Below are 22,639 nucleotides of genomic sequence, written 5' to 3'. Positions count from 1 at the left end.
CGTCGTTGTCCGGTATGAGCACCATCCGGATCGTTCACGGCGTGGGCGACGCCCCCACGAAGATGGCGTCGTACGACGCCGCCCTCGCCGACGCGAACGTCCACAACTACAATCTGGTCGCCGTCTCCTCGGTGATCCCCGCCGACGCGACTGTCGAGGAAGTCGGCACTGCACCCGACCTGGGGCCGGCGGGTAACCGACTCACGGTTGTCGAAGCGCGGGCCACGATCGGTGGCGTCGGGAGCGTCTCCGCAGGGCTCGGCTGGGCGACGGGCCCCGGCCCGGGACTGTTCTACGAAGCGTCCGGCGAGGATCCGACCGCGGTTCGCCGAAGTGTCGTGGTCGGACTCGACGCCGGCCGCGACCTCCGCGACGACTGGGAGTTCACCGACGAGCAGGTCACGGTCACGACCGCCGAGGCCGACGGCGAAGGCTACACAACGGCTGTCACGCTCGCGGTCTACGGCGACAGCGAGTCGATCTTCTAGCGTATCGACGCCGTCGGCGACCGGCGGCGCTGTGAGGCCGAACGTTTTGATGCTGCCGACGGCTTTATACGACGCGTAACCCTATTCACGGTGACTCACTGTATGAACGGAAACAACCCTTACGCAGGCGCTCCTGGTGTCGTCGACGCGGGCCGTCCCGAGGACGTCGAGCTTTCGGTGGCGCAGGTACGGCAGCTTCGGACCGCTGTCGCCGGCATCGTTTCCCGGACGCAGGCGTATCTTCCCGACGGCTACGCCGTCGGCTCGGAACTCTCCTACGGCGCGAACGGGCCGCAGGCGACGGTGGCGGTCCGTCCGCCCGCCGGCCGCCCGGTCAGCGCGGGCTTCACGCCCGACGAGGAGGACCTCGAATCGGGCCTCACCGACGAGGACCGCGACGAGGTCGCCCGCGGTCTCGCCGCCTCCGCCGCGCTCCAGGTGATGAACACCGTCGGCGACGGCCTCACGCCGACGGCGCGATAGTCGCGACTCGTTTCGTTCGGACTGCGTACTGGAAAAGAACTCGTCGCCGCCAGCGTCGCTATTTGCCCCAGAAGGGGTCGCGCTTGCGGTGCTTGTCGAGGTAGCTCGTCAGTGCCTCCAGTTCGTCGGCCGGGATGTCGTCGGAGAGTTCCTGTTCGAGGATCTTCGCGTGCTTTTCGGGCAGTTCGATCCACAGTTCGTCACCCTCGTCGATCTGCCGACCCACGGTCGGTCCGTCGATGGCGACGGAGACGCGCGTGCCCGAACGAGCCTCCGAGACGTCTTCGCCCTGCTCTTGGATCCCCGAGAGCTGGCCGACGCGGGTGGGTTCGTTACCCTCCCACTTCACGACGTTCTGGTTGTTCTTCAGCGTCCCCGAGAGGACCTCGACGCCGACGACGGCCGGATCCGACTGCCGGAAGACGTGGTCTTCGAGGATGCGGAAGCGACACGGCCGGACGATCTTGTCCAGGACGGTCTCCTGCTGGGCGCGTTCGAGGTCCTCGACGAAGCCCTCGTAGTCTTCGATGAGCTGATAGATGACGTCGTCGTCGAACAGTTTGACCTCGCTCTCGTCGAGTTCGGTCTCGGCGTTCGAGAGCACATCGACGTTGAATCCGAGGATGACGCGGTGTTTCTCCTCGTTCGCGGTCGACGCGACGGCGACGTCCCGCGGCGCGATGTCGCCGACCTCGGCACGGAGGATCGGCACTTCGGCCTCTCGCAGGGCGTTCGCCATCGCTTCGAGGCTGCCGAGCGTGTCCGCTTTGACGACGACGCCCTCCTCCTCGGTGGAGACCTGAATCTCGGCGAGTTCGGCCTCGACTTCGTCGATGACGTCGTCGAGGTCGCGGTCGCGGACGACGCGGATCGGCGCGCCAGCCATCGCATCGTCGAGTTCCGGGGCGGCGACTTTGATCCCCGCTGCGGCCCGTACCTCCTCGACCTTGTCGAAGCGCTTCTCGACTCGGATCTCGGCGTTCGGGCGCGGCTGGAGGAGCGCGCGGACGTCGGTCACGATCGGCCCGTCGATGCCGCCGACGACGATCTGATCGTCCGCGCGTATGCTCCCGTCGTAGAGGACGACGTCGACGGTCGCTCCGAAGCCCCGTTCGTCTTTGACTTCCAGGACCGTCCCCGCGCCGGGGCCGGTGACGTCGACGGCCATCTGCTCTTTCATATAGCGCTGGGAGAGGCCCATCAGGACGGCCAGGAGGTCCGGGATTCCCTCGCTGGTGATCGCAGAGATCGGGACGACACCGACGTTCTTCGTAAAGTTCTGGACGCGCCAGTAGAGGTCGGCCGAGAAGCCCTCATCGGAGAGGTCGCCGATGATCTCGTAGAGATTCTCGTCGAGGCGGCTTCGCGCGTTGCCCGACTGCTGTTCGTAGGTCGCCTGGATCGGCATCCCCTCGTTGGGGTTCCAGCCGGGCGTCGTGTCGATCTTGTTGGCGGCGACGACGAACGGCGTGCCCGTCCGCTGGAGGATTTCGAGCGCCTCGATCGTCTGTGGCTGGAAGCCGTCGTTGACGTCGACGACGACGACCGCGATGTCGGCCAGTGCCCCGCCGCGCGAGCGGAGCGTCGTGAACGAGTGGTGCCCCGGGGTGTCGATGAAGAGGAGACCGGGGAGATCGAAGTCCGTCGGGTCGACGAGGTCGCCCGCCATCTCCGAGACGGTGTCGAGCGGGACGGCGGTCGCGCCGATGTGCTGGGTGATCGCACCGGCTTCGCCTTCGCTCACCGCGGAGCCGCGGATCTTATCGAGCAGCGTCGTCTTGCCGTGGTCGACGTGGCCGAGAACGGCGACGATCGGTGTGCGTAGCGCGTTCGATTCGGCTGTCGAGGCGGCGTCGGCGTCGGTGTCAGACATAGAGAATCACCCCGGAGAAGTTCCTTGTGTGTAGATCACTGCTGGACTGTAGTTAAGTCCATCGTCATCCGCGGATGGCGTCGTTTCGGCGATATCGAACGTCTGTGTCGCGGCGCGGTCCACGCATAGTACGTCCTCTGTGTGCGCCTTCGTACGTCGTCTGTACGCGTCATCTGACCTCCGCTGTGCGGCCGCTGGCCGCGTGGCCCGTGGCGTTTATGTAACAGTACGCAGTATTGCGGGGTATGCCGGACGAACTCGCCGAGGACCTCTCCGGGAAAGGCGTGATGGGGTCAGACGGCGCGCAACTCGGAGTGCTGTACAACGTCGAGATGAACGTAAAGACCGGAACGGTCAACGATCTCCTCGTCTCGCCGTACGAAGACGTCAATCCGGATCAACTCCGGTTCGAGACGATCCAGGACGACCACGAGCAGGTCATCCGGGTCCCCGTCTCTCACGTACAGGACGTCAAAGACTACATCGTCGTGCAACCATAACTCAGGGCGACGTCCGATGCAGGTTCTCGATTCTTCGGCGTTCATCCACGAGTATCACACCACAGACGACATCGCGTCGATCCCGATGGTCCGCGAGGAACTGGAGGGCGAGGCGTCGTATCGCTACGACGCCGACGAGGGGTCTGGAATGCACATCCACATCCCCGCTGGCGGGACGGTCGAGAAGATCCAGCGCGCGGCCCGCGAGACCGGCGACTCCGAGACGCTCTCGGAAACTGACGTCAGGCTTCTCGCCGCGGCTTTCGAACTCGATGCCACGCTCGTCACTGACGACTACGCGATGCAGAACGTCGCAGACCACGTCGACATCGACGTGAAGATCATCGCCCGCGAGGGCATCTCGGAGAAGCGCGACTGGAAGTTCCAGTGTCAGGGCTGTGGCCGCGAGTTCGACGAACACCGCGACCGCTGTCCGATCTGCGGGATGGAGCTGGCGCGCAAGAACCCAGCGTAAGCGTCGGTCCGAACGCCGATCGCGCTCTCGCTTATCGGGTCCAGATTACCTACTGAGCGACGCGTCCCTGTCTCGAACGCGCCTATGCGTACTTATAGACTGACGAGCCCGGTCGTCGTCGCGTAGACGGCGACGAACTGCACGGTGTTGAACAGGCCGTGAATCACGGCGGGAACCACGAGGTTCTCGCTCTTCTCGTAGACGACGCCGAGGACACCCCCGAGGACGAGCACGGTCGCGAGCGTCGCGAGCAGGCCATCGCCGCTGTAGGACGTGACGTGCACGGCGGCGAAGACCGCGCTGGCGGCGGCGATAGCGAACCCGGATCCGTACGCACGGCGGAACAGTCCCTGCACGACTCCCCGGAAGATCAGTTCCTCAGTCGGTCCGACGAGCAGGATCGTCACCGGAATCAGATACAGGAAGTAGATCGGCTGATCGCTCCCCTGGGCGACGATCGCGCTGTCGGCCCCCTGGATTCCGAGCACGCTCAGCAGGCCCGAGACCGCGACGAACAGTCCCAGTAGGCCGAAGAAACCGCCGACGAGCCACGTCAGATCCTGCCGCGTCGGCCTGCGAACCGGGACGAGATCGCTCTGGTCCGTCACGAGAAGGAAGCCGGCGCCCGCGATGCCGAAGCCGACGAACTGGAACGCGCTCCGGAGTGCGAGACCGAGCGCGCTCTCTCGATCGACGCCGGCGGCGTCCAGCAGCGCGATCCCGAGCGAGACGGTCACTGACGCGAGTAGCACTACGAGCGCGACGACGACGAAGGTGCCACCGAACGCGCGGAGGTGCGTCCGCGGGTCGTCGAGCGAGGAGTGGGCGTCCGAGGCCATTGATTGCCTCGCGGTAGGGCGTCGGCGTGAATAGGGATACCGGTCCCGTGTCGCTCGTCGGCCGGGGAGCCACAGCGACAGCGTCTTTCAGGGCTGCCCGCGTAGGCCCTCGTATGTCAGCAACGTGCTCGCACTGCGAGCGCCCCCTCGTTCGCGTCGCGGTCCCGTCAGAAATACGCGAGTTCGCCCCCGAACCGGCCGCCGTCGTCGGGTACTGTCCGCGCTGTCTTCGCACGTATCCGCTCGAAGACGACGACGAATTCGAGACAGAAGCGACTACGGACGCTGGATCGGCGGAAGCCCCGTCGGCCATCCCAACCGGGGAGGGCGGAGTCGCACTGGTTCTCGCGGTCGGCCTGCTCGATTCGCTGGCGACGAACCGCCCGGCGATCCAGTCACTCGTCGAGTACGCCGAGCGAGCGGGTGCGGACGTCTTTCTGACGTTAGATCGACTCGCGGCCGACGAGACGGTCGAGCCATACGTGGATTTAGCGCGTCGACGGCGACAGCTCGAATCGATTCTCGAATAACAGCGTCCGCTTAGACGCCGGTGGAGTACCGCAGAATGCCGGCGATGCCGCCGAAGGCGTCGTAGAGCTGTTCGCCCTTCTCGAAGTCCGTCGAGATGAACTTCGTCTCGGTGCCGCGCTGTTCGGCGATCTCCATCAGATGCTCGATCACGTCCTCGCGGTCGACTTTCTCGGCTTCCTCGCCGCACTCGGTGCAGACGTGGCCGGGGTCGCTGTGGCGGCGGTCGACGACCTCGTACTCCTCGTGGCCGTTCGGACACTCGTAGATCACGACGTCCGAGCGGAGATCCTCCGAGAGCAAGAGTCGGTCTACGGATCCCATCATCAGGTTCTTACGGGTCGGTCCGAAGCCGTAGGTCGCCTCCTCGCCCGTATGAAGGTTCTCGAAGAACTCCTCCATCTGGGCTTTGTCCTTCATTACCTCCTGGTCGGCGAGGACGTCCTGTGCGGCGTCGACGAGGTCGTAGAGTCCCGACTCGTCGGTGTAGGAGACGTCGAACTTCCCTTTCACGTGGTCCTGAAGTTCGTGGTGTAGGTAGTCGCCGTCGAGGAACTCGTCTTTCGTCGGCGAGGGGCCGCCGACGAGGATCCCGTCCATCTCGTGGCGCTTGGGGACCATCAGATCGTTCGCCATCTCTGCGACCTCCTGATAGAAGTTGTCGATGGCTTCGAGACGGAGGCGGGCGAACCGCTGCGCTGACTGGCCACCTTTCCGCTGCTTGCCGGGGACGAGCGAGGAGGCGGACTTGACCGGCTCGACGCGCTTGCCCTTCAGCCAGCCGACGTTCGCCTCGCGCCGGTCGAGGACGATCAGGCCGAAGAGGCCCTTGTCGGTCAGCATCTCCTCTAACGGCTCGGTGAGGAAGTTCGAGTCGCAGTGATAGCGGAACGACTGGATCGGTTCGGGCGGGCTTTCGAGCGCCCGCGTCACCATATCCGTCTGGCCGCCGCCGGAGTTGACCGCACCCGAGAACAGGACGATACCGTTGTCCGGCGGGTACGTGTCGTAGTAGCGGAGCCGGTCTTTGATCGACGTGAGCGCGTCCTGCACGTTCGTCCGCGTCTGCTTGGACTTGATGTTGGACGCCTCCGAGTGCTCCTGGGTAACGTGGGCGACGACGTCGGAGATCTGCTTGTCCGGGGGGATGTAGATCGTGACGAGCTGCGTGCCGGAACCCTCGTAGTCTTTGAGTTCCTCGATGACCTTCCGGAACTCGTATTTCCGGCGGTCCTCGTTCACCTCGTCGGCGTCGGTACTCATTACCCGTACTAGCCCCTCCAGTGGGTAAGTAACCTGCGACTATGTCGTCACAGCGTGCTCGCGCGTCACCTCGACGCCCCGGACAGATTTATATTCTCCACGCGGGACTCACGGAACGAAACAATGGGCCGTGTGTACGCAGTCGTCAGCGCGAAAGGGGGGGTCGGCAAGACGACGACGGCGGCGAATCTCGCTGCCACGCTCGCCGCCGCGGGATCGAGCGTCGCCATCGTCGACGGCGATCTCGGGATGGCGAACCTCGCCGGTGCGGTCGGCGTCACCGTCGGTGACGTAACGCTTCACGACGTTCTCGCCGGCGACGCCGACGTCGACGACGCCATCCACGAAGGACCGCACGGGATGGCGGTCGTCCCCGGATCGGCGGATCTCGACGCGTTCTCGCGCGCCGATCCCGAGGAGATGCAATCCGTCCTCGAAGCGCTCGCCGACCGCTACGAGTACGTCGTCCTCGACACGGGCGCGGGACTCAGCAACGACACCGTGGTACCGCTTACCCACGTCGACGAGGCACTTCTCGTCTCGACCCCGACGCGGGACGCGCTCGGCGACACCGACAAGACCCGGCAGGTCGCAGACCGCCTCGGCATCCCCGTCGCGGGCACCGCACTCACGCGCGCCGATCCCGTCGAGGTCGACGCCGAACTTGTCGCCGAACTGCTCGATGCGGACGTCATCGAGACGATTCCGGACGCCGCCGCGGTCCGGCAGGCGTCCGACGCCGGTGAGCCGCTGACCACGTTCGCCCCCGGGAGCACGGCGGCCGCGGCGTATCGATCGCTCGCGAGCAGTCTCACCGGCGAAGACGTCGCAGCAGACGAACCTCCCGAAACAGCATCCAACGACGTCTCAGGAGCGTCTGCAGACGATACGCCCGACGCGTCTGCCGTCGACGACACGTCCGAAGCCTCCGTCGACGACGCGTCCGAAGCCTCTGCCGCCGCCGACACCGACGTTCCGGGTACGAATGCCGCCGCCGAACTCGGCGCCGACGACGCGCTCGGTCCCGACGACCCCCTCGGCAACGCACTCTCAGAGGACGATCCACTTCCGGACGAGGAGTCGCTGTCGGGAGGCGACCTCCCGTCGAGCGATGAGTCCGCTACGGCCTCAGAAGACGAATCGGAGCCGGGCGTCGACGACGATGCGGAGATCCTCGAGACGACCCCGGATACGGACGAGACGGCTTCCGACGACGAGGCGGATGCGACTCCGGAAACGCCGTCCGACGACAGCGAATCGACGGGAGCAGACGGCGAAGACGTACGCCTCTCCGAGGAAGACATCGTCGTCGCCGGGAGACACGAAGGTGACCTCGACCCAGAGACAGTCGAGGTGATCGAAGCACACGAGGAAGCGTCGTCGGTCGATCCCGACGCCGAGGTCGGGCCGACGCCGGCCGACGTTCGAGACGCCGAATTGGACAGGGACGTCGAGCCGAACGTGGATGCGGAGTCGGACTCGGATGCCGAATCGGACGCCGACGCTGCTACCGAGGACGAGCGGCCGCTCGTCGAGTCTGCGAGCGCCGCCGAAGTAACGCCGTCCGGGTCGGACGCGACTGCCGAGGAGGACTCGGAAGGCGGCGTCTATACGACGTCGCTGGCGGAGGAGGCCGATCTCGGAGAGGGTAGCGACGCCGACCGTTCCGGGCGAGACGACGCCGACGACCGTTCCAGCGCCGACGCCGACGACGAAGACGCCGCCGACGATGCCTCCGAAGACGGCGACGACACGAAAAAGGGGTTCTTCGGGCGCATCTTCCGCTAGCTGTCAGCGCGCCGAAGCGGGAGCTTCTTTTATGCGGGTGCGGTGAATCGAGGATATGGCAGAGAAAGATTCCAGCGTTCCCTTCTGGTGGCTCGTCCTGTTCCTACTGTTAGCGCTCGGAGCCGGGGTCGCAACGGTGCTTGCCGTCGGCGGATCGCTCGTCGCCGGGGCCATCGTTCCGGTCACACCGTTCGGACTGTAATCTAGGGAAATCGAGACTCTCGACGGGGTGTGCCCCTACGGGAGCTACATCGAACCCGGCGCCTCGATCCCGAGGACGTCGAGCGCGTTCGCGACCGTGTGCCGCGACGCCTCCACGAGACCGAGCCGTGCCGCTGCGACCGCCTCGTCGTCGGCGTTGAGGACCGAACACTCGCGGTAGAACGTGTTGAACGTCTCTGCGAACTCGCGAGCGAACGTCGCGACGACGTGGGGTTCGAGGTCGTCGGCCGCCTGTTCGATCACGGCCGGGAAGCGCGCGACGTCTCGCAGGAGCGCGCGCTCGGCGTCGGTGTCGAGCACCGAAACGTCGGCCGACGCCTCGATGCCCGCATCGGCGGCTTCGCTCTCGATGCCGCAACAGCGCGCGTGGACGTACTGGACGTACGGAGCCGACTGCGCCTCGAAGTCGAGCGCGCGTTCCCACTCGAAGGTGATGCCCTTCGTCGGCTGTTTCGAGACGATGTCGTAGCGGACGGCGCCGATGCCGACCTGGCGGGCGATGCGGTCGATGTCGTCGTCGGTGAGTTCGTCGTTCCGGATCCGCGAGTCCAGACGCTCCTCGACTTCTTCGCGAGCACGCCGGACGGACTCGTCGAGTAAGTCGTCGAGGTCGACGCCGGTCCCCTCGCGGGTCGACATCCCGCCCTCCGGGAGGTTTACCCACGAGTAGAACGTCTGCCGGAGCTGGTCGGTGTCGTTACCCAGAATGTCGAGCGCGGCTTCCAGCTGCTCGGCCTGGAGCTTGTGGTCTTCTCCGAGGATCGTCACCGCCTCGTCGTAGTTGTCGAACTTCCACTCGTGGTGTGCGAGGTCGCGGGTTGTGTACAGCGTGGTGTCGTCAGAGCGGAGGAAGACGAGGTTCTTCTCTAACCCGAACGCCGAGAGGTCCAACTGCCAGGCGTCCTCCTCGTAGACGGCGTGTTCGGAGTCTTTCAGCCGTCTGACGACGTCGTCGGCGTCGCCGTTGCGAATGAACTTCGTCTCCTTGACGAACCGGTCGAACTCCGCCGGAAGGCGTTCGAGGGACTCCCGCATCCCGCCGAGCACCTGATCGACGACGACCGCGACGCGTTCGTAAGTCTCCTCGTCGCCCGCTTCGAGACCCTGCATAATCTCGGCGATCTCCTCTTCGGCGGCCGCGAGTTCCTCGTCGTCGGCGGATTCGAGATACTCGTTGCCCTTCCGGTAGTAGCGGACGAGGTCGTAGTCCGCGCGGTCGCGTTCCGGCTCGGGGAGCTCTGACCCCTCGAACGTCTCGTAGGCCCAGGTGAAGACGGCGACCTGGCGGCCGGCATCGTTGACGTAGTAGTGCGTTTCGACGTCGTTGCCGGCGTACTCGAGCAGGCGGGCGACGGCGTCACCGAAGATCGGATTTCGAGCGCGACCGACGTGGACCGGACCGGTCGGGTTCGCGCTCGTGTGCTCGACGACGACCGATTGGCCCGTATCGGGGAGCGCCCCGTACTCGGCGTCGCGGCCGGCCGAGAGCGTGTCCGCGTAGTAGGCGTCGGCGACGTAGAAGTTCACGTACGGTCCCTGCGTGTCGACGCTCGCGATGTATTCCGCGTCGTCGAGGTCGATCGCCTCGGCGACGTCTTCGGCGACTGCCGGCGGCGGTGCACCGACCTCGCCGGCGAGGCGGAAGGCGACGCTGGATGCGAGCGTCGCCGGGACGTCCTCCGGCGGCTCTTCGACCCCGAGGTCGTCGGTCGGGAGGTCGAGCGCGGCCAGCGCCGCCTCGACCGCGTCCTCGACCTCCGAACGGAAGGTTCTGAACATACTCGCCGTTCTCGAACCGCGGCTAAATGCCTTTCCGAACGCTCTCGCGCTCGGGGAGCACTCCCTCGGGGGCAGACGAACACAGTGCGATTGCTGGCCGGAACGGAGGTGATGCAACCGACCCGCCGCACTGCGATCGACGCCTTTAGGAGCGGGAATGAACAATACTGAGATAAGTCTCGTCTCCGTGATTCCGGAGACGGCTTACCGTAACACTTCTGTTATACATCTCATAGCCGTTATACTTAACAGGGCAGCCTCCCAACTCCGGATAATGTCTGAATCGGCAGTCTCCGCCGTGGGAAACGACGAGTTGGCGGCGCTGAAATTCGTCGCCCTCGAAGGCGCGCTCTCCGGCCCGGTCAAGATCTCCTGTTCGAGCCTCGCCGAACGCCTCGACGCGTCGAGCCAGACCGCCTCGCGTCGGCTCCAGCGGCTCGAAACCGCCGGCCACGTCGAGCGCGACGTCGTCGCCGACGGTCAGTGGGTGTCGCTGACCGACTCCGGTGAGGCGGCGCTGCACCGAGAATACGCCCACTACCGGCGAATCTTCGAGGGCACTGACCCCTCGGCCGTCGAACTTGAAGGCACCGTCACGAGTGGAATGGGCGAAGGACGACACTACATCTCTCTGTCGGGCTATATGGAACAGTTCGAGGAGCGACTCGGCTACGAGCCGTTCCCCGGCACGCTCAACGTCGACCTCGACGAGGAGAGCATCCGTGCTCGCTCGGCGATGACGTCGCTTTCGGGCGTCCCCATCGACGGCTGGGAGGACGACGAACGGACGTTCGGGCCGGCGACGTGCTACGACGCGACCGTCGAGTACGACGACGAAGTCGCCGAGACGACGCACATCATCGTCCCCGAGCGCACGCACCACGACGAGACGCAACTGGAGATCATCGCGCCCGTCCGGCTTCGGGATGCGCTCGATCTCGACGACGGCGACGCGGTTTCCGTTCGCGTGGAGGCGGTTCGATGACGCGCACGCGTTCGGACGTCGCTGTCGACACGACCGGTGAGAGCGCCGTCGACCGCGCCATCGAGGCGTTCCGCGAGGGCCAGCCAGTGCTCGTCCACGACGCCGCCGACCGCGAGGGCGAGACGGACATCATCTACCCCGCAGGCGCGGTCGACGCCGACGACGTCGTCCGTCTTCGGAGCGACGCCGGGGGATTGATCTGCACTGCCGTCTCACATCCCGTCGCAGAGACCCTCGAACTGCCCTTCCTCGAAGACGAGTTCGACCACCCCGCGGCCGCGGACCACGACCTCGGCTACGACGACCGCTCGTCGTTCTCGCTGCCGGTGAACCACCGCGAGACGTTCACGGGCATCACTGACGACGACCGCGCGCTCACGATCCGCGAACTCTCCTCGGCCGCCGAACATGCAGCGGAGCCCGACAGCGACTACGACGCCTCGGAGTTCGCCGCCGAGTTCCGCACGCCGGGCCACGTGCACGTCCTCCGCGGCGCCCCGGGACTCCTCGACGACCGCCGCGGGCACACGGAACTCGGCCTCGCGCTCGCTGAGGCGGCTGACCGCCCGCCTGCGGTCGTCGTCTGCGAGATGCTCGACGCCGACTCCGGCGGCGCTCGAACGCCGACTGCCGCGCTCGAATACGCCCGTCAGAACGATCTCGTCTACGTCGAAGGTGCGGACATCATCGAGCGACTGGCCGACGAGATGGACCACGTCTGAGCCGACGGTTCCGCGTTCCCGCTTGAGGGCTGCCGACTCCGTTTTCCTGCCCCCGCAGATCCACCGCACCGACGGCGTAATTCGCCGCAAACACTCCTGTAGGGTTTTATATCCCGGGGAGTAAATCACGGCATATGGGATTCGACGAGATGGACGTCGAGACGATTTGGCAGGACGGTTCGTTCGTCGACTGGGACGACGCGACGGTCCACGTTCTGACGCACGGTCTGCACTACGGATCCGGCGTGTTCGAGGGCGTCCGCTGTTACGACACCGAAAACGGGCCGGCGATCTTCCGCTGGGAAGAGCACCTCGATCGGTTCTACGAGTCGACGAAACCCTACGAGATGGACATTCCGTTCTCGCGGGAAGAACTCACGGAGGCGACGCTGGAACTGATTCGCCGTGAGGAACTGCGCTCCTGTTACATCCGCCCGGTCGCGTTCTACGGCTACGGATCGCTCGGCGTCAGCCCGAAAGACAACCCGGTGAACGTCGCGATCGCGGCGTGGCCGTGGGGCGCCTACCTCGGCGAGGAAGCGCTCGAACAGGGCGTCGACGTGATGATCTCCTCGTGGCGCAAGCACGCCTCCAGTCAGATCCCGACGAACGCGAAGACGACCGGTCTGTACGTGAACTCGCTTCTCGCGGGCGAGGAAGCCCGCCGCAACGGCTACACCGAAGCGATCGTCCTGAACAAGGAAGGCAACGTCGCGGAGGGTCCCGGCGAGAACATCTTCCTCGTCCGCGACGGCGAGATCTACACTCCCGGTCTCTCCGAGAGCATTCTCGACGGCATCACCCGAAACACGGTGATCGAACTCGCCCGCGAGCGCGGCTACACCGTCCACGACCAGGCGACCATCTCCCGCGGCGAACTCAACACCGCCGACGAGCTGTTCTTCAGCGGCACCGCCGCCGAGGTGACGCCGATTCGGAAGGTCGACAACGTCGTCATCGGCGACGGCTCGCGCGGCCCCGTGACCGAGGAACTCCAGCAGGCGTTCTTCGACCTCGTCGAGCGTCGCGACGACGCCCACGACGAGTGGTTCACGTACGTCTAAACCCACCTTTTTCGACCGGGGCCTCGCGCCGCCTTCGGCGGCGCTCGACCCCGGTCCAAAAACCTGGAGGGAAAAATGCCGCGAGGCTCGCGTTCGCTCGCCTCGCGGTACGACTTCTCGACTACCGCACAGCACCGTACCGCCCGACACCGCCCGGGACCGCACAGCACTGCACTGCACCGCCCGGCACCGCACTAGACCGACGCTCAGTCTTCTGACCGGGCGTCGATCTCGATCGGCGCGTCCCGCTCTTCTTCGCCGAATCCCGCGGACAACACCCGAGTCAGCGCCTCTTCGACGCGCTCGTCGGTTTCGGTGATATCCTCGGGATCGACCTCCATCACGAAGCCAGTCGTGATGTTCGGAGCGGTCGGCATAAACAGCACCACGCGGCCGTCGTCGGTCACCTTTCCAGTCTTGAATGCCGTCATCCGCATCCCCTGCCAGGGCTCGACTTTCACCGGCTTTTGGAGGTCCTCGGTCCCAGTCACGGCCGTTTCGACGGCTAACTTGGAGGCGTTGTAGAGCACGCGTATGAGCGGCACGCGATTCATCGCCGCATCCAGATACGTCTCGAACAGGCGGCCGACCGTCGTCCGCATCAGGTACCCCACCGACAGGACGAGCATAATGAAGACCACGACTGCGACGAGGAACCCGATGGGGTCGTCCAATCGTCGGATGACCGGGAGGTCGACGATCTTCGAGTAGAGGTAGTTGAGAACGAACAGAATGACGAGGATCGGCGTGAGAACGATCAAGCCGCTTGCGAAGTCGCGCCTCCAGGAGGACATCTATCTGCCAGTACGTCGCGCCGGAGAGTTAAAGGAACTGCTGTCGCTTCGGTCACAGAACCGCTGTTCTGCGGCGGCGCGTCGCAGTGGCCGAATTGGGGAGACTTTTGTCGTCGCCGTCGGACGCGACACGTATGCTCGTTGATCTCGTCGTCGTCGCTTTCTGGGCGATGCTTCCCGCCTACGTCCCGAACAACGCTGCCGTCCTCGCCGGCGGCGGCGCACCGATCGACGGCGGCCGAACGATGGGTGGCCGCCGCCTCCTCGGCGACGGCAAGACGTGGCGTGGAACGGCTATCGGCACGCTCGCGGGCGTCCTCCTCGCGCTCGGACTGAACGTCCTCGCGTCCGTCGTCGTCCGCGTGACCGGATTCGAGGTCCCGGTCTTCCCGCTCGCCGCCGCGTTCGGTCTCGCGTTCGGCGCGATGCTCGGCGACATCGCCGCCTCGTTTCTCAAGCGCCGGACGGGCCGCGAGCGCGGCGCGCCGTTCCCCGGTGTCGACCAACTGGACTTCGTCGCCGGCGCGCTCGCCTGTGCCGCCGTTCTCGACTTCGGCTGGTTCCAGACCACATTTACGCTCCCCGTGCTCGGAGTCGTGATCGTTCTCACGCCGGTCCTGCACGTCCTCACGAATGCCATCGCGTACGTGCTGGGGTTGAAAGACGAGCCCTACTAACCCACCTTTTTCCACGGTGGGTTTCCTCGCGGCGCGGAGCGCCGCTGCGGGAACCCACCGCGCAAAAACCTGGAGGGAAAAAGCCGCGAGGCTCGCATTCGCTCGCCTCGCGGTACGAGAGCTTCGACTCCGCGCCGCCTCCGAATCGCCCCGTTTAAGCGCCTCGCCCGCCCTCTCATATCCAATGGCGAACGACGAACTCATCGCGGCGCTCCGCGACGCCGACGCCGTCCAGTTCGGAGAGTTCGAACTCTCCCACGGCGGCACCTCCGAGTACTACGTCGACAAGTATCTCTTCGAGACAGACCCCCGCTGCCTCCAGCTGATCGCCGAGGCGTTCGCGGACGAACTGTCCGGCGAAAAGCTCGCGGGTGTTGCGCTCGGCGCCGTCCCGCTCGTCTCCGTCACGAGCGTCGAGACCGACACGCCGTACGTCATCGTCCGCAAGAAGACCAAAGAGTACGGCACGGCCAACCGTATCGAGGGGCGCTTCTCCGAGGGCGAGGAAGTCGTCGTCCTCGAAGACATCGCGACCACCGGCAAGAGCGCACTCGACGCCGTAGAAGCACTCCGCGACGCCGGCGCGGTCGTCAACCGCGTCCTCGTCGTCGTCGACCGTCAGGAAGGTGCACGCGAACGACTCGCCGAGGCCGACGTCGAACTCGACGCCCTCGTGACTGCGGCGGACCTCCTCGACGACGAGGACCGTTTGTAGCGCTTCTCGCGAACCTCGCGATTTCGGGCCGTTTTCAGCCCCGAGACCGGACGTTCTCTCTCGCCGTCTAATCCACGTTCGTGGTTTTTTCACGCTGTATCTGTATCGACATATTCATACTTACGCAACATCGCAGATCGAAGTATGAACAGAGCGGAGAAAGCGGCCCTCCAGTTGCAGGCGGTCGCCGTCCTTCGGATGCTGAAGGAGACCCGGACGTACGACGAACTCGCCGAACTCAGCGGACTCCCCGCCGGCGATCTCAATCGGTACGTCAACGGCCACGTCCTGCCGGGCGTAGAGCGCGCCCGCGAAGTCGTCGACGGGGTCGGCCGCGACGCCCTCGCGACGGAACTCCGCGCGCGCGTCGAGTTCGACGACGAGGGCTACGTCGACAACTCCGGTATCGTCTTCGACCAGTCGTTTCTCGATCTCGTTGCTCCGGTCGCCGCCAACGCGCTCGGCTTCGAGCGCCCGGACGTCGTCCTGACGGCGGCGACCGACGGCATCACGCTCGGCGCGGCGATGGCAGGGTACTTCGACGCCCGCGTCGCCTACGCGAAGAAGTCCAAAGAGACGGCCGTCGAGGACTTCATCGAGTCCCGTCAGCGCCTCGCTTCGGGCATCGAACTGACCTACTACCTCCCCGGCCGCGCGATCTCCCGCGGCGAGAACGTCCTCATCGTCGACGACCTCATCCGCTCGGGCGAAACCCAGGAACTTCTCCTCGACATCGCGAAACAGGCGAATGCGGACGTTACGGGCGTTTTCGCGCTCATTTCCGTCGGTGAGGAAGGCATCGACCGCGCCCGGGAACTCACCGACGCACCCGTCGGTGCGCTCTCGACGTTCGACGCCGAGTGATCGGCCGCTACGGGCCTCACTGTGCCCGGCGTCGATGAAAACCCTTATCGACCGTTTCGGGGTTATGCTCACACGTGCATTATGGGGCTCGCTGAAACACTCGGAAACTACTTCGATGTGCAAGAACACGGATCATCGGTCCGGACCGAACTCCTCGCCGGGCTGACGACGTTCCTGACGATGTCCTACATCGTCGTTGTCAACCCCTCGATCCTGACCGACCAGCCGAACATTCCCGGTGCCGACGGGATCTCGATCGCCGGCATCCCGCCGGGCGAGATCCAGTCGATGCTCGCCGTCGTCACGATCCTCGCGGCGGCGACGGCGACGTTCGTGATGGCCTTCTACGCCAACCGACCGTTCGCGCAGGCGCCGGGGCTCGGCCTGAACGCGTTCTTCGCGTTCACCGTCGTCAGCGCGCTCGGAATTCCGTGGCAGACCGCACTCGCGGCCGTCGTCGTCGAAGGGATCATCTTCATCATCCTGACGGCGATCGGCGCGCGCGAGTACGTGATCAAACTCTTCCCCGAACCCGTGAAGTTCGCCGTCGGGACGGGTATCGGGCTCTTCCTCGCTATCATCGGCCTGCAGGCGATGGGGATCGTCGTCGACGACACGGCGACGCTCATTTCGATGGGATCGATCGCGTCGAACCCCGTCGCGATCGTCTCCGTGTTCGGCCTCTTTCTGACGTTCGCGCTCTACGCCCGCAACGTTCCCGGATCGATCATCATCGGAATCGCCCTCACGTCCGTCCTCGGGTGGCTTCTCACCGCGTTCGGCCCCATCGCGGCTGACGCTGGCCTCGTCGCCGGCTCTACGTCCGTCTCCTACGACATCACTCCGCTGGCCGGCGCGTTCATCTCCGGCCTCAGCGACGTCGAGGCGTTCACCTTCGCGCTGGTCGTCTTCACCTTCTTCTTCGTCGACTTCTTCGACACCGCCGGCACGCTCGTCGGCGTCGGACAGGCCGGTAACTTCCTCGACGAGGACGGTGATCTCCCCGACATCGACAAGCCGCTGATGGCCGACGCGATCGGCACCACGGTCGGCGGAATGCTCGGGACCTCGACCGTGACGACCTACATCGAGTCCGCCTCGGGCGTCGAGGAGGGTGGCCGCACCGGCCTGACGGCGCTCACTGTCGCTGTACTGTTCCTCATCTCGCTCGCGCTCGTCCCGCTGGCGGCCGCGATTCCCCTGTATGCCTCCCACATCGCGCTCGTCGTGATCGGCGTCGTGATGCTCCGCAACGTCGTCGACATCGACTGGGACGACCTCACGCAGGCGATCCCCGCCGGAATGACGATCCTCGTGATGCCGTTCGCGTACTCGATCGCCTACGGTATCGCCGCCGGGATCGTCTCGTACCCGGTGATCAAGTTCGCGGCCGGCGAAGGCGACGACGTCCGTCTGGGCCACTGGGCACTCGCGGGCGCGTTCGTCGTCTACTTCGTCGTCCGCACCGGCGGCATTCTCGCCGCGCAGGTGTAACCGACCGCTCGCTCGCGCTTTTGGCCTTCTGACTCACCCTCGCTTTTCGCCTTCCGACTCACTCCCGCGCTCCTCGCCGTCTGACTCTCACCCCCGCGACTGCCGTCGGACCGCAAGAGATTCATTATTCACTGTCGCAATCGAGTACGTGACGCTCTCCCCGCGCTCCCGAGCGAACGCAGTGCGGCTCCTCGCGCTGCTGCTCGTCGTCTCTCTCCTCGCACCGGCCGGTGTGTCGGCGCTGACGTACGACCCCTCGACAGACACGAGCCTCGAACCGGGCACGATCACGAGTCCCGCGAACGGATCGACCGTCATCAGCGTCCAGGGCTACACCTTCCAGGGCAATACGAATCCCAAAAAGCCCGCGCGACTCCTCTCGGTCGGCCCGCGCGGTGACCTCCAGTGGACCCACAACGACTCTGTCGGCGGGAGCGCGTGGTTCTTCGACGTCGACCCGCTGCCGAACGGGAACCTCCTGGTCTCCTCGCCGCGGGCCGGCGATACGGTCGTCTTCGAGTTGAACCCCGAGACGCAAGAACGCGTCTGGCAGGAGCGGTTCAATATGACCGACACCCACGACGTCGCGTATCTCGGCGACGACCGCATCGCGATCGCGAATATGCGCGAGTGGAACGCGTCCGCCGAGGTCAGCGACGACCGCATCGTCATCTACAACCGCTCGACCGGCGAGTTCACCTGGGAGTGGTACTTCAAGAACCACTTCCCCGAGAGCACCGACGGCGGTTACAACGACGACTGGTCGCACGTCAACGACGTCGACCCCGTCGGTGAGGACCGCCTGCTGCTCTCGCCGCGGAACTTCGATCAGGCCATCGTCGTCGACATCGAATCTAAAGAGATCGTCGAGCGACTCGGCTCAGACGACGACTACGACGTGATGCGCGAGCAGCACAACCCTGACTGGCTCCTGAGCGAGAACGGCACGCCGACGATCCTCGTCGCCGACAGCGGTAACAACCGGGTCGTCGAGTACGCGAAGGAAGACGGCGAGTGGGTCCGGACCTGGGAGGTCGGCACGGGATCGCTCACCTGGCCGCGCGATGCGGACCGACTCCCCAACGGAAACACGCTCGTCACGGACACGCTCAACCACCGCGTGATGGAACTCACGCCCACGGGCGAAGTCGTCTGGGAGTACTACGCCACGTGGGGCCCCTACGACGCCGAGCGCATTGGCACCGGCCCCGAGTCGTCGGGGCCGACGATCCGTGATCTGAACGCCAGCGGTTCCTACGACATCACCGGCAGTGCGAACCTCACCGCCGGCGGAAACGAGAGCGTCGGCTTCGCCGGGCGGATTCGCGCGACGTTCGCCGGCACGGCCCTCGAAGGGCCGATGAACGAGTTCGCGACGCGCTGGGCACACGTGACGCCGTGGCTCCGCCCGGTCTGGATGTCCGGCTGGGACTTCGTCTGGGCGATCAGCGCGCTTCTCGTCGGCCTCGTGTGGGCCGGCGGAGAGTTGATCGCCGGCCGCCAACAGATCGTCGCCGGCATCCGGCGCCTCGCGGACCGATAGCGACGCGATAACACGGTACGGGAGTGCGCCCGCCGCGCAGTCCACCACGTGACTCTTTAGGTCGGATCGCGTACCGATCGTCGATGTCTGATCTCGTCCTGTACGAAGTCGGGGGCTGTCCCTTCTGTATCAGAGTCAGGAACAAACTGGAGGAACTCGATCTGGAGTACGAATCGGTGATGGTGCCGCGATCGCACGCCAACCGGACGGAAGTGAAAGAGATCAGCGGGCAGACGGGCGTTCCCGTGCTCGTCGACGAGGAACACGACGTCCACGGGATGCCGGAAAGCACCGATATTATCGCCTACCTGGAAGAAACGTACGGCGACGGCGCGAACTGATAGGGATTCTCGTAACTGTTCGGAGATTCTCGCCGTATCGTCCGGCGAGAAGTCTATGAGGACTTACGATAACCCCTATGAGCGTCGGGACCCGTCGGCGGCGGCTCGTCGTATTCGTCCTCGGTTACGGTCGCGCACTGATACGACTCAGAACACAGTCGGAAACAGCGCCCGCTCCCGTCGCTACGCTTCGGTCGGCTCTTGTGACCGCTCTCGGATGAGATCCCGGATGCGGTCGGGGTCGTCGATATCTGCTAACTCCTCACAGCTGACGAGCGCCGTGCCTTCGACGGCGTCGCGCTTCGATCGATCTTCGGTGAAGTAGACCGAACGGGTCTGTGTGACCTCGCCGAGCGAGGACATAATCCGGGCTCGCTTCTCTGCGCTCCGTGTGAAGGCTGAGTGCCCGGTAAGCATCGGCATAAAGTCCCGTCGGCGTTCGTCGTCCTCGCTGACTGCCTTGAACGGTGCGCGGGCGGTCGGGTGAACGGTGAAGCCGGCGCGCGTCAGAACGTGTACCACGTGCTCGTCGTCGGATTCTGGGTCGGGATCGTCGGGTGTCGGCTCGGCGTCGCGAACGTCTTCCGCACCCTCCATCACCTCGACGGGGCTGGAAAACGGCTGATCGAACATCTCCTCTAACCGGATCGCAACCTCGATGCTCGCGTTCATCCCGTCTTCGTACTTCGAGACGGTGCGGCGCGAGACGCCGAGTTCCGTCGCCAACTGCCCGAGACTCCACCCGCGATCGCGGCGCTCGTCTGCCAGGAGGTCGCCGTCGATGTTGACGTAGAGGCCGCCCGGCGCGGCGTAGATGAGCGGCGGGACGCCCTCGATGAACAGTTCCATCGCCGTGTCGGGATTCAGGACTGGAACGCCGTGCCGGAAGTACACGACACCGGGCTTCAGATCCTCGTCGCGCGTTCGCAGTCCCACGACCATCGGAGTCGCGTTGAGATAGGTACCCAGCCGTCGCATCTCCTCACCGGTCGTTCCGTCGAACGCGTCGATGTTGCCTAGAATCTTCAGCAGCACCAGGTCCTCGCCTCGCCTCGCGGCGACGTCGAAGCTCTTCGGCCGGATCGCACAGCGCTCGCTGACGAGGAATCCGGCGTCCTCGAGCATCGCTGTGACGTTTCCGACTAGCGCGGACCGAGACATACCCGGTTGTACGCGATTCAGCGCATATATGCGTTGTGCCGTCGAGGCCGCCTGCGTCCACTGGTTCTCGGGCTGTCGCTGCGACTGGACCTCCCGAAGCCGTGAGCGAAAGCCGTTAGACGCCGCGCCGACTACGCCCCTCCGATGACTATCGTCGGCCTCGACGACACCGACTCCCGCGAGCGCGGGATGTGCACGACGTACCTCGCCGCGCGACTCGCCGAGGCCGTCGTCGACGCCGGGGGGCGCGTCGACCGCAAACTGTTGATCCGGCTCAATCCGGCGGTCGAGCACAAGACCCGTGGGAACGCTGCGCTCGCGCTTCACGTCGATCTCGAACCCGAACACGCGCTCGATCTCGCTACCGCCGAACTCGAACCGCTTGCGGAGACTGCGGATCCGCGGACGAGCCCCGGCGTGGTCGTCGCCGACGACGATCCGAGCGACGTTCCCGAGGCGGTGTCGACGTTCACGCGACGTGCAATCCGTGATTTTCTGGAGCCCGCCGACGCGCTTCGGGTCGCGGATGACGCCGGATACGTCCACCGCGGCTGGGCGGGGGGCCGCGGCCGCATCGGTGCGCTCGCGGCCGTCGGCGCGTGGGCCGCACTCGAGGAGTGGACCTACGAGCACATCTCCTACCGCGCGTTCGACCGGTGTGGCACTCCCCGAGAAGTCAACACGGAGTCCGTCTTCGATGCTGCAGCGAAATTCCACCCGCAGGCGTGGGACACGGTCGACCGCGAGGAGGACGAACCGGTCTGCGTCCCGAACGCGCCCGGACCGATCCTCTATGGGATTCGCGGCGACGATCCCGACGCCGTCAGCGACCTCGCAGCCCGTATCGACAGTGAGTCAATCGAACGGTCGGCGACGTTTCTGACGAACCAGGGAACCGATGTCCATCTCCGCGAGGGGACGCTCGGTGAACTGCGCGACGGGCGCGCCTATCGCATCGACGGGACCGTCGCCTCCGACCCGGAGACGCGTCGTGGGGGCCACGTGTTCTTCGACCTCGAAGCACGCGGCGACGCCGACGATTCGGTCGACTGCGTCGCGTTCGAACCCACGAAGCGGTTTCGGGACCGCGTGCGGGCGCTTCGCTCCGGTGACGAGGTCACCGTCTGTGGCGAGGTGAGCGACGGGACGATCAAACTGGAGAAGTTCGCCGTCCGATCACTCCGGCGCACCGTGGAGACGACGCCGACGTGCGGCGAGTGCGGACGGTCGATGGAGAGCGCCGGCCGGAACCAGGGGTACCGGTGTCGCGACTGCGGTACCTCGCGGTCTGGTCCGGAAACCGTCTCGGTCGACCGCGACCTCGATGTCGGGTGGTACGAGGTCCCACCCTGTGCCCGTCGACACATCGCTAAGCCGCTCGTTCGTGGCGGCTTCGACGCGCCGACGCACCCCGAGCGGTGATACTGTCGGACAGCAGTTCGTGAACTGTGTTGACACCCACGGGGTGCCGATAATTTTCACAGAGTTCTGTCCGACAGTATGAACGGCTGGCGCTGGCCGACGCCAACGTCACCCGCGCTACTCCTCGACGACGAGAATCTCCGTGTTCGCGCGGCGGTCCACGAACTGGCTCCCCGACGGAGGTTTCACGTCGACGACGAGGGTCCCCGTCTCCTGATTCGCCCGGGTGTCGGCTTCGATGGTGACGGTCGCGACGCCGTCGGCATCTGAGCTGGCAGTCACCACGCTGTCGATCTCGGCGCTGCCGTCTTTCACGATCACCGTCGCACCTTCGACCCCGTCGCCGTCGTCGTCGACGACGGTCAGCGAGAGTTCTTGCTCGCCCGGCTGGACGACGTCGGGTGAGGGTTTGACGTCGAGTTCGGAGACGGCGAGTCCCTGCACGCCGGACAACATATTCAGCATCACGCTCATCGTCGCGACCCCCACGACGAGCGCGATGACGAGTCTGATCGGCAGTCCTTCGATCGCACGGTCGTCGGCGGCGAAGCGGCGGAGTTCGTCGAACATACCGGCCGTGGTCCCGTCTCAGTATATAAACAGTCGGCCGTGCGTTTAT

General features: G+C 65.5%; 24 protein-coding genes. 17 read left to right on the top strand and 7 right to left on the bottom strand.

The features are described 5' to 3' along the window. Positions 1–14 precede the first annotated feature (14 nt). Both RBH22_RS10080 and RBH22_RS10075 read left to right on the top strand, forming a co-directional pair. Positions 15–488: a pyruvoyl-dependent arginine decarboxylase gene (locus tag RBH22_RS10080; RefSeq protein WP_306677384.1), complete on the top strand. Its 474-nt coding sequence runs from the start codon at positions 15–17 to the stop codon at positions 486–488. A gap of 102 nt (positions 489–590) precedes the next feature. Beyond that, the gene (locus tag RBH22_RS10075; protein WP_121568493.1) at positions 591–971 is read left to right on the top strand and encodes a DUF5811 family protein; all 381 of its coding nucleotides are present in this window, start codon (positions 591–593) and stop codon (positions 969–971) included. Positions 972–1,029: 58 nt separating this feature from the next. Here RBH22_RS10075 and infB read toward each other — a convergent pair whose 3' ends face one another. Further along, entirely contained in the window at positions 1,030–2,844 is a 1,815-nt protein-coding gene (infB, locus tag RBH22_RS10070; protein ID WP_256288844.1) for a translation initiation factor IF-2, read from the bottom strand. 245 nt (positions 2,845–3,089) lie between these two features. On the opposite strand from infB, the gene RBH22_RS10065 reads away from it, so the two are divergent. Both RBH22_RS10065 and RBH22_RS10060 read left to right on the top strand, forming a co-directional pair. Next, positions 3,090–3,344, top strand: a complete 255-nt coding sequence (locus RBH22_RS10065; protein ID WP_121568491.1) for a PRC-barrel domain-containing protein — start codon at positions 3,090–3,092, stop codon at positions 3,342–3,344. 16 nt (positions 3,345–3,360) lie between these two features. Continuing rightward, the gene (locus tag RBH22_RS10060; RefSeq protein ID WP_256545883.1) at positions 3,361–3,819 is read left to right on the top strand and encodes an NOB1 family endonuclease; all 459 of its coding nucleotides are present in this window, start codon (positions 3,361–3,363) and stop codon (positions 3,817–3,819) included. Positions 3,820–3,911: 92 nt separating this feature from the next. Here the strand turns inward: RBH22_RS10060 and RBH22_RS10055 are convergent, their stop codons facing one another. Then, positions 3,912–4,658: a type II CAAX endopeptidase family protein gene (locus tag RBH22_RS10055; RefSeq protein ID WP_306677383.1), complete on the bottom strand. Its 747-nt coding sequence runs from the start codon at positions 4,656–4,658 to the stop codon at positions 3,912–3,914. A 113-nt stretch (positions 4,659–4,771) separates the two neighbouring features. On the opposite strand from RBH22_RS10055, the gene RBH22_RS10050 reads away from it, so the two are divergent. Then, positions 4,772–5,188 carry a DUF6276 family protein gene (locus tag RBH22_RS10050; protein ID WP_256545881.1) on the top strand — a complete coding sequence of 139 codons (417 nt, stop codon included), beginning with the start codon at positions 4,772–4,774 and terminating at the stop codon, positions 5,186–5,188. Between the two features lie 10 nt (positions 5,189–5,198). Here the strand turns inward: RBH22_RS10050 and prf1 are convergent, their stop codons facing one another. Further along, positions 5,199–6,449, bottom strand: a complete 1,251-nt coding sequence (gene prf1 / locus RBH22_RS10045; RefSeq protein WP_121568487.1) for a peptide chain release factor aRF-1 — start codon at positions 6,447–6,449, stop codon at positions 5,199–5,201. A gap of 123 nt (positions 6,450–6,572) precedes the next feature. Between prf1 and minD the strand changes: the two genes are divergently transcribed. Both minD and RBH22_RS10035 read left to right on the top strand, forming a co-directional pair. Further along, complete coding sequence (gene minD, locus RBH22_RS10040; protein WP_306677382.1) at positions 6,573–8,237, top strand: cell division ATPase MinD; 1,665 nt, start codon at positions 6,573–6,575, stop codon at positions 8,235–8,237. 55 nt (positions 8,238–8,292) lie between these two features. Beyond that, entirely contained in the window at positions 8,293–8,439 is a 147-nt protein-coding gene (locus tag RBH22_RS10035) for a hypothetical protein (RefSeq protein ID WP_199722996.1), read from the top strand. A 44-nt stretch (positions 8,440–8,483) separates the two neighbouring features. Here RBH22_RS10035 and argS read toward each other — a convergent pair whose 3' ends face one another. Beyond that, positions 8,484–10,238, bottom strand: coding sequence for an arginine--tRNA ligase (gene argS, locus RBH22_RS10030; RefSeq protein ID WP_306677381.1), 1,755 nt, complete (start codon positions 10,236–10,238; stop codon positions 8,484–8,486). Positions 10,239–10,512: 274 nt separating this feature from the next. On the opposite strand from argS, the gene RBH22_RS10025 reads away from it, so the two are divergent. The 3 genes from RBH22_RS10025 to RBH22_RS10015 all read left to right on the top strand — a co-directional run bounded on the left by RBH22_RS10025 (position 10,513) and on the right by RBH22_RS10015 (position 13,009). Then, entirely contained in the window at positions 10,513–11,223 is a 711-nt protein-coding gene (locus tag RBH22_RS10025) for a DUF120 domain-containing protein (protein ID WP_121568484.1), read from the top strand. Beyond that, positions 11,220–11,945 (top strand): 3,4-dihydroxy-2-butanone-4-phosphate synthase, encoded by a 726-nt coding sequence (gene ribB / locus RBH22_RS10020; RefSeq protein WP_306677380.1) that lies wholly within the window; start codon positions 11,220–11,222, stop codon positions 11,943–11,945. Before RBH22_RS10025 ends, ribB begins: the two co-directional genes overlap by 4 nt. 134 nt (positions 11,946–12,079) lie before the next feature. After that, positions 12,080–13,009, top strand: coding sequence for a branched-chain amino acid transaminase (locus tag RBH22_RS10015; RefSeq protein WP_121568482.1), 930 nt, complete (start codon positions 12,080–12,082; stop codon positions 13,007–13,009). A gap of 206 nt (positions 13,010–13,215) precedes the next feature. Here the strand turns inward: RBH22_RS10015 and RBH22_RS10010 are convergent, their stop codons facing one another. Continuing rightward, complete coding sequence (locus tag RBH22_RS10010) at positions 13,216–13,803, bottom strand: DUF502 domain-containing protein (protein ID WP_121568481.1); 588 nt, start codon at positions 13,801–13,803, stop codon at positions 13,216–13,218. A gap of 134 nt (positions 13,804–13,937) precedes the next feature. Here RBH22_RS10010 and RBH22_RS10005 point away from each other — a divergent pair, with 134 nt between their 5' ends. From RBH22_RS10005 to RBH22_RS09980, 6 genes are all read left to right on the top strand, one after another. Continuing rightward, positions 13,938–14,480 (top strand): CDP-2,3-bis-(O-geranylgeranyl)-sn-glycerol synthase, encoded by a 543-nt coding sequence (locus tag RBH22_RS10005; protein WP_306677379.1) that lies wholly within the window; start codon positions 13,938–13,940, stop codon positions 14,478–14,480. 184 nt (positions 14,481–14,664) lie between these two features. Next, positions 14,665–15,195, top strand: a complete 531-nt coding sequence (pyrE, locus tag RBH22_RS10000) for an orotate phosphoribosyltransferase (RefSeq protein ID WP_306677378.1) — start codon at positions 14,665–14,667, stop codon at positions 15,193–15,195. A gap of 144 nt (positions 15,196–15,339) precedes the next feature. Then, positions 15,340–16,059 carry a phosphoribosyltransferase family protein gene (locus tag RBH22_RS09995; RefSeq protein WP_256545875.1) on the top strand — a complete coding sequence of 240 codons (720 nt, stop codon included), beginning with the start codon at positions 15,340–15,342 and terminating at the stop codon, positions 16,057–16,059. A gap of 81 nt (positions 16,060–16,140) precedes the next feature. Continuing rightward, on the top strand, positions 16,141–17,553 hold the full coding sequence (locus RBH22_RS09990) for an NCS2 family permease (protein ID WP_306677377.1): 1,413 nt from the start codon (positions 16,141–16,143) through the stop codon (positions 17,551–17,553). A 148-nt stretch (positions 17,554–17,701) separates the two neighbouring features. Further along, positions 17,702–19,096 carry an aryl-sulfate sulfotransferase gene (locus RBH22_RS09985; protein ID WP_306677376.1) on the top strand — a complete coding sequence of 465 codons (1,395 nt, stop codon included), beginning with the start codon at positions 17,702–17,704 and terminating at the stop codon, positions 19,094–19,096. Between the two features lie 83 nt (positions 19,097–19,179). Further along, a complete protein-coding gene (locus tag RBH22_RS09980; RefSeq protein ID WP_121568475.1) occupies positions 19,180–19,437 on the top strand; it encodes a glutathione S-transferase N-terminal domain-containing protein in 258 nt (85 codons plus the stop codon). A gap of 183 nt (positions 19,438–19,620) precedes the next feature. Here the strand turns inward: RBH22_RS09980 and RBH22_RS09975 are convergent, their stop codons facing one another. Further along, the gene (locus RBH22_RS09975; protein WP_121568474.1) at positions 19,621–20,598 is read right to left on the bottom strand and encodes a transcriptional regulator; all 978 of its coding nucleotides are present in this window, start codon (positions 20,596–20,598) and stop codon (positions 19,621–19,623) included. 144 nt (positions 20,599–20,742) lie between these two features. Between RBH22_RS09975 and RBH22_RS09970 the strand changes: the two genes are divergently transcribed. Beyond that, positions 20,743–22,020, top strand: coding sequence for a tRNA(Ile)(2)-agmatinylcytidine synthase (locus RBH22_RS09970; protein WP_306677375.1), 1,278 nt, complete (start codon positions 20,743–20,745; stop codon positions 22,018–22,020). A 117-nt stretch (positions 22,021–22,137) separates the two neighbouring features. On the opposite strand, the gene RBH22_RS09965 is transcribed toward RBH22_RS09970, so the two are convergent. Continuing rightward, on the bottom strand, positions 22,138–22,590 hold the full coding sequence (locus RBH22_RS09965) for a carboxypeptidase regulatory-like domain-containing protein (protein WP_306677374.1): 453 nt from the start codon (positions 22,588–22,590) through the stop codon (positions 22,138–22,140). Between the last annotated feature and the right edge of the window lie 49 nt (positions 22,591–22,639).

The sequence above is a fragment of the Halobellus sp. H-GB7 genome (genome assembly GCF_030848585.1).
Taxonomy (GTDB): Archaea; Halobacteriota; Halobacteria; order Halobacteriales; family Haloferacaceae; genus Haloquadratum; species Haloquadratum inordinatus.
Note: the sequence above shows the minus strand (reverse complement) of the source record. Positions and strands in the feature narration are given on the sequence as shown.

Coding starts and splice junctions, on each gene's coding strand:
- RBH22_RS10010 (WP_121568481.1), bottom strand. CDS start 13,803: ATGTCCTCCTGGAGGCGCGACTTCGCAAGCGGCTTGATCGTTCTCACG.
- minD (WP_306677382.1), top strand. CDS start 6,573: ATGGGCCGTGTGTACGCAGTCGTCAGCGCGAAAGGGGGGGTCGGCAAG.
- pyrE (WP_306677378.1), top strand. CDS start 14,665: ATGGCGAACGACGAACTCATCGCGGCGCTCCGCGACGCCGACGCCGTC.
- RBH22_RS10065 (WP_121568491.1), top strand. CDS start 3,090: ATGCCGGACGAACTCGCCGAGGACCTCTCCGGGAAAGGCGTGATGGGG.
- RBH22_RS10080 (WP_306677384.1), top strand. CDS start 15: ATGAGCACCATCCGGATCGTTCACGGCGTGGGCGACGCCCCCACGAAG.
- RBH22_RS10050 (WP_256545881.1), top strand. CDS start 4,772: ATGTCAGCAACGTGCTCGCACTGCGAGCGCCCCCTCGTTCGCGTCGCG.
- RBH22_RS10055 (WP_306677383.1), bottom strand. CDS start 4,658: ATGGCCTCGGACGCCCACTCCTCGCTCGACGACCCGCGGACGCACCTC.
- RBH22_RS10075 (WP_121568493.1), top strand. CDS start 591: ATGAACGGAAACAACCCTTACGCAGGCGCTCCTGGTGTCGTCGACGCG.
- RBH22_RS10060 (WP_256545883.1), top strand. CDS start 3,361: ATGCAGGTTCTCGATTCTTCGGCGTTCATCCACGAGTATCACACCACA.
- RBH22_RS09975 (WP_121568474.1), bottom strand. CDS start 20,598: ATGTCTCGGTCCGCGCTAGTCGGAAACGTCACAGCGATGCTCGAGGAC.
- argS (WP_306677381.1), bottom strand. CDS start 10,238: ATGTTCAGAACCTTCCGTTCGGAGGTCGAGGACGCGGTCGAGGCGGCG.
- RBH22_RS10035 (WP_199722996.1), top strand. CDS start 8,293: ATGGCAGAGAAAGATTCCAGCGTTCCCTTCTGGTGGCTCGTCCTGTTC.
- RBH22_RS09980 (WP_121568475.1), top strand. CDS start 19,180: ATGTCTGATCTCGTCCTGTACGAAGTCGGGGGCTGTCCCTTCTGTATC.
- RBH22_RS09995 (WP_256545875.1), top strand. CDS start 15,340: ATGAACAGAGCGGAGAAAGCGGCCCTCCAGTTGCAGGCGGTCGCCGTC.
- RBH22_RS10015 (WP_121568482.1), top strand. CDS start 12,080: ATGGGATTCGACGAGATGGACGTCGAGACGATTTGGCAGGACGGTTCG.
- RBH22_RS10005 (WP_306677379.1), top strand. CDS start 13,938: ATGCTCGTTGATCTCGTCGTCGTCGCTTTCTGGGCGATGCTTCCCGCC.
- ribB (WP_306677380.1), top strand. CDS start 11,220: ATGACGCGCACGCGTTCGGACGTCGCTGTCGACACGACCGGTGAGAGC.
- prf1 (WP_121568487.1), bottom strand. CDS start 6,449: ATGAGTACCGACGCCGACGAGGTGAACGAGGACCGCCGGAAATACGAG.
- RBH22_RS09990 (WP_306677377.1), top strand. CDS start 16,141: ATGGGGCTCGCTGAAACACTCGGAAACTACTTCGATGTGCAAGAACAC.
- RBH22_RS09970 (WP_306677375.1), top strand. CDS start 20,743: ATGACTATCGTCGGCCTCGACGACACCGACTCCCGCGAGCGCGGGATG.
- infB (WP_256288844.1), bottom strand. CDS start 2,844: ATGTCTGACACCGACGCCGACGCCGCCTCGACAGCCGAATCGAACGCG.
- RBH22_RS10025 (WP_121568484.1), top strand. CDS start 10,513: ATGTCTGAATCGGCAGTCTCCGCCGTGGGAAACGACGAGTTGGCGGCG.
- RBH22_RS09965 (WP_306677374.1), bottom strand. CDS start 22,590: ATGTTCGACGAACTCCGCCGCTTCGCCGCCGACGACCGTGCGATCGAA.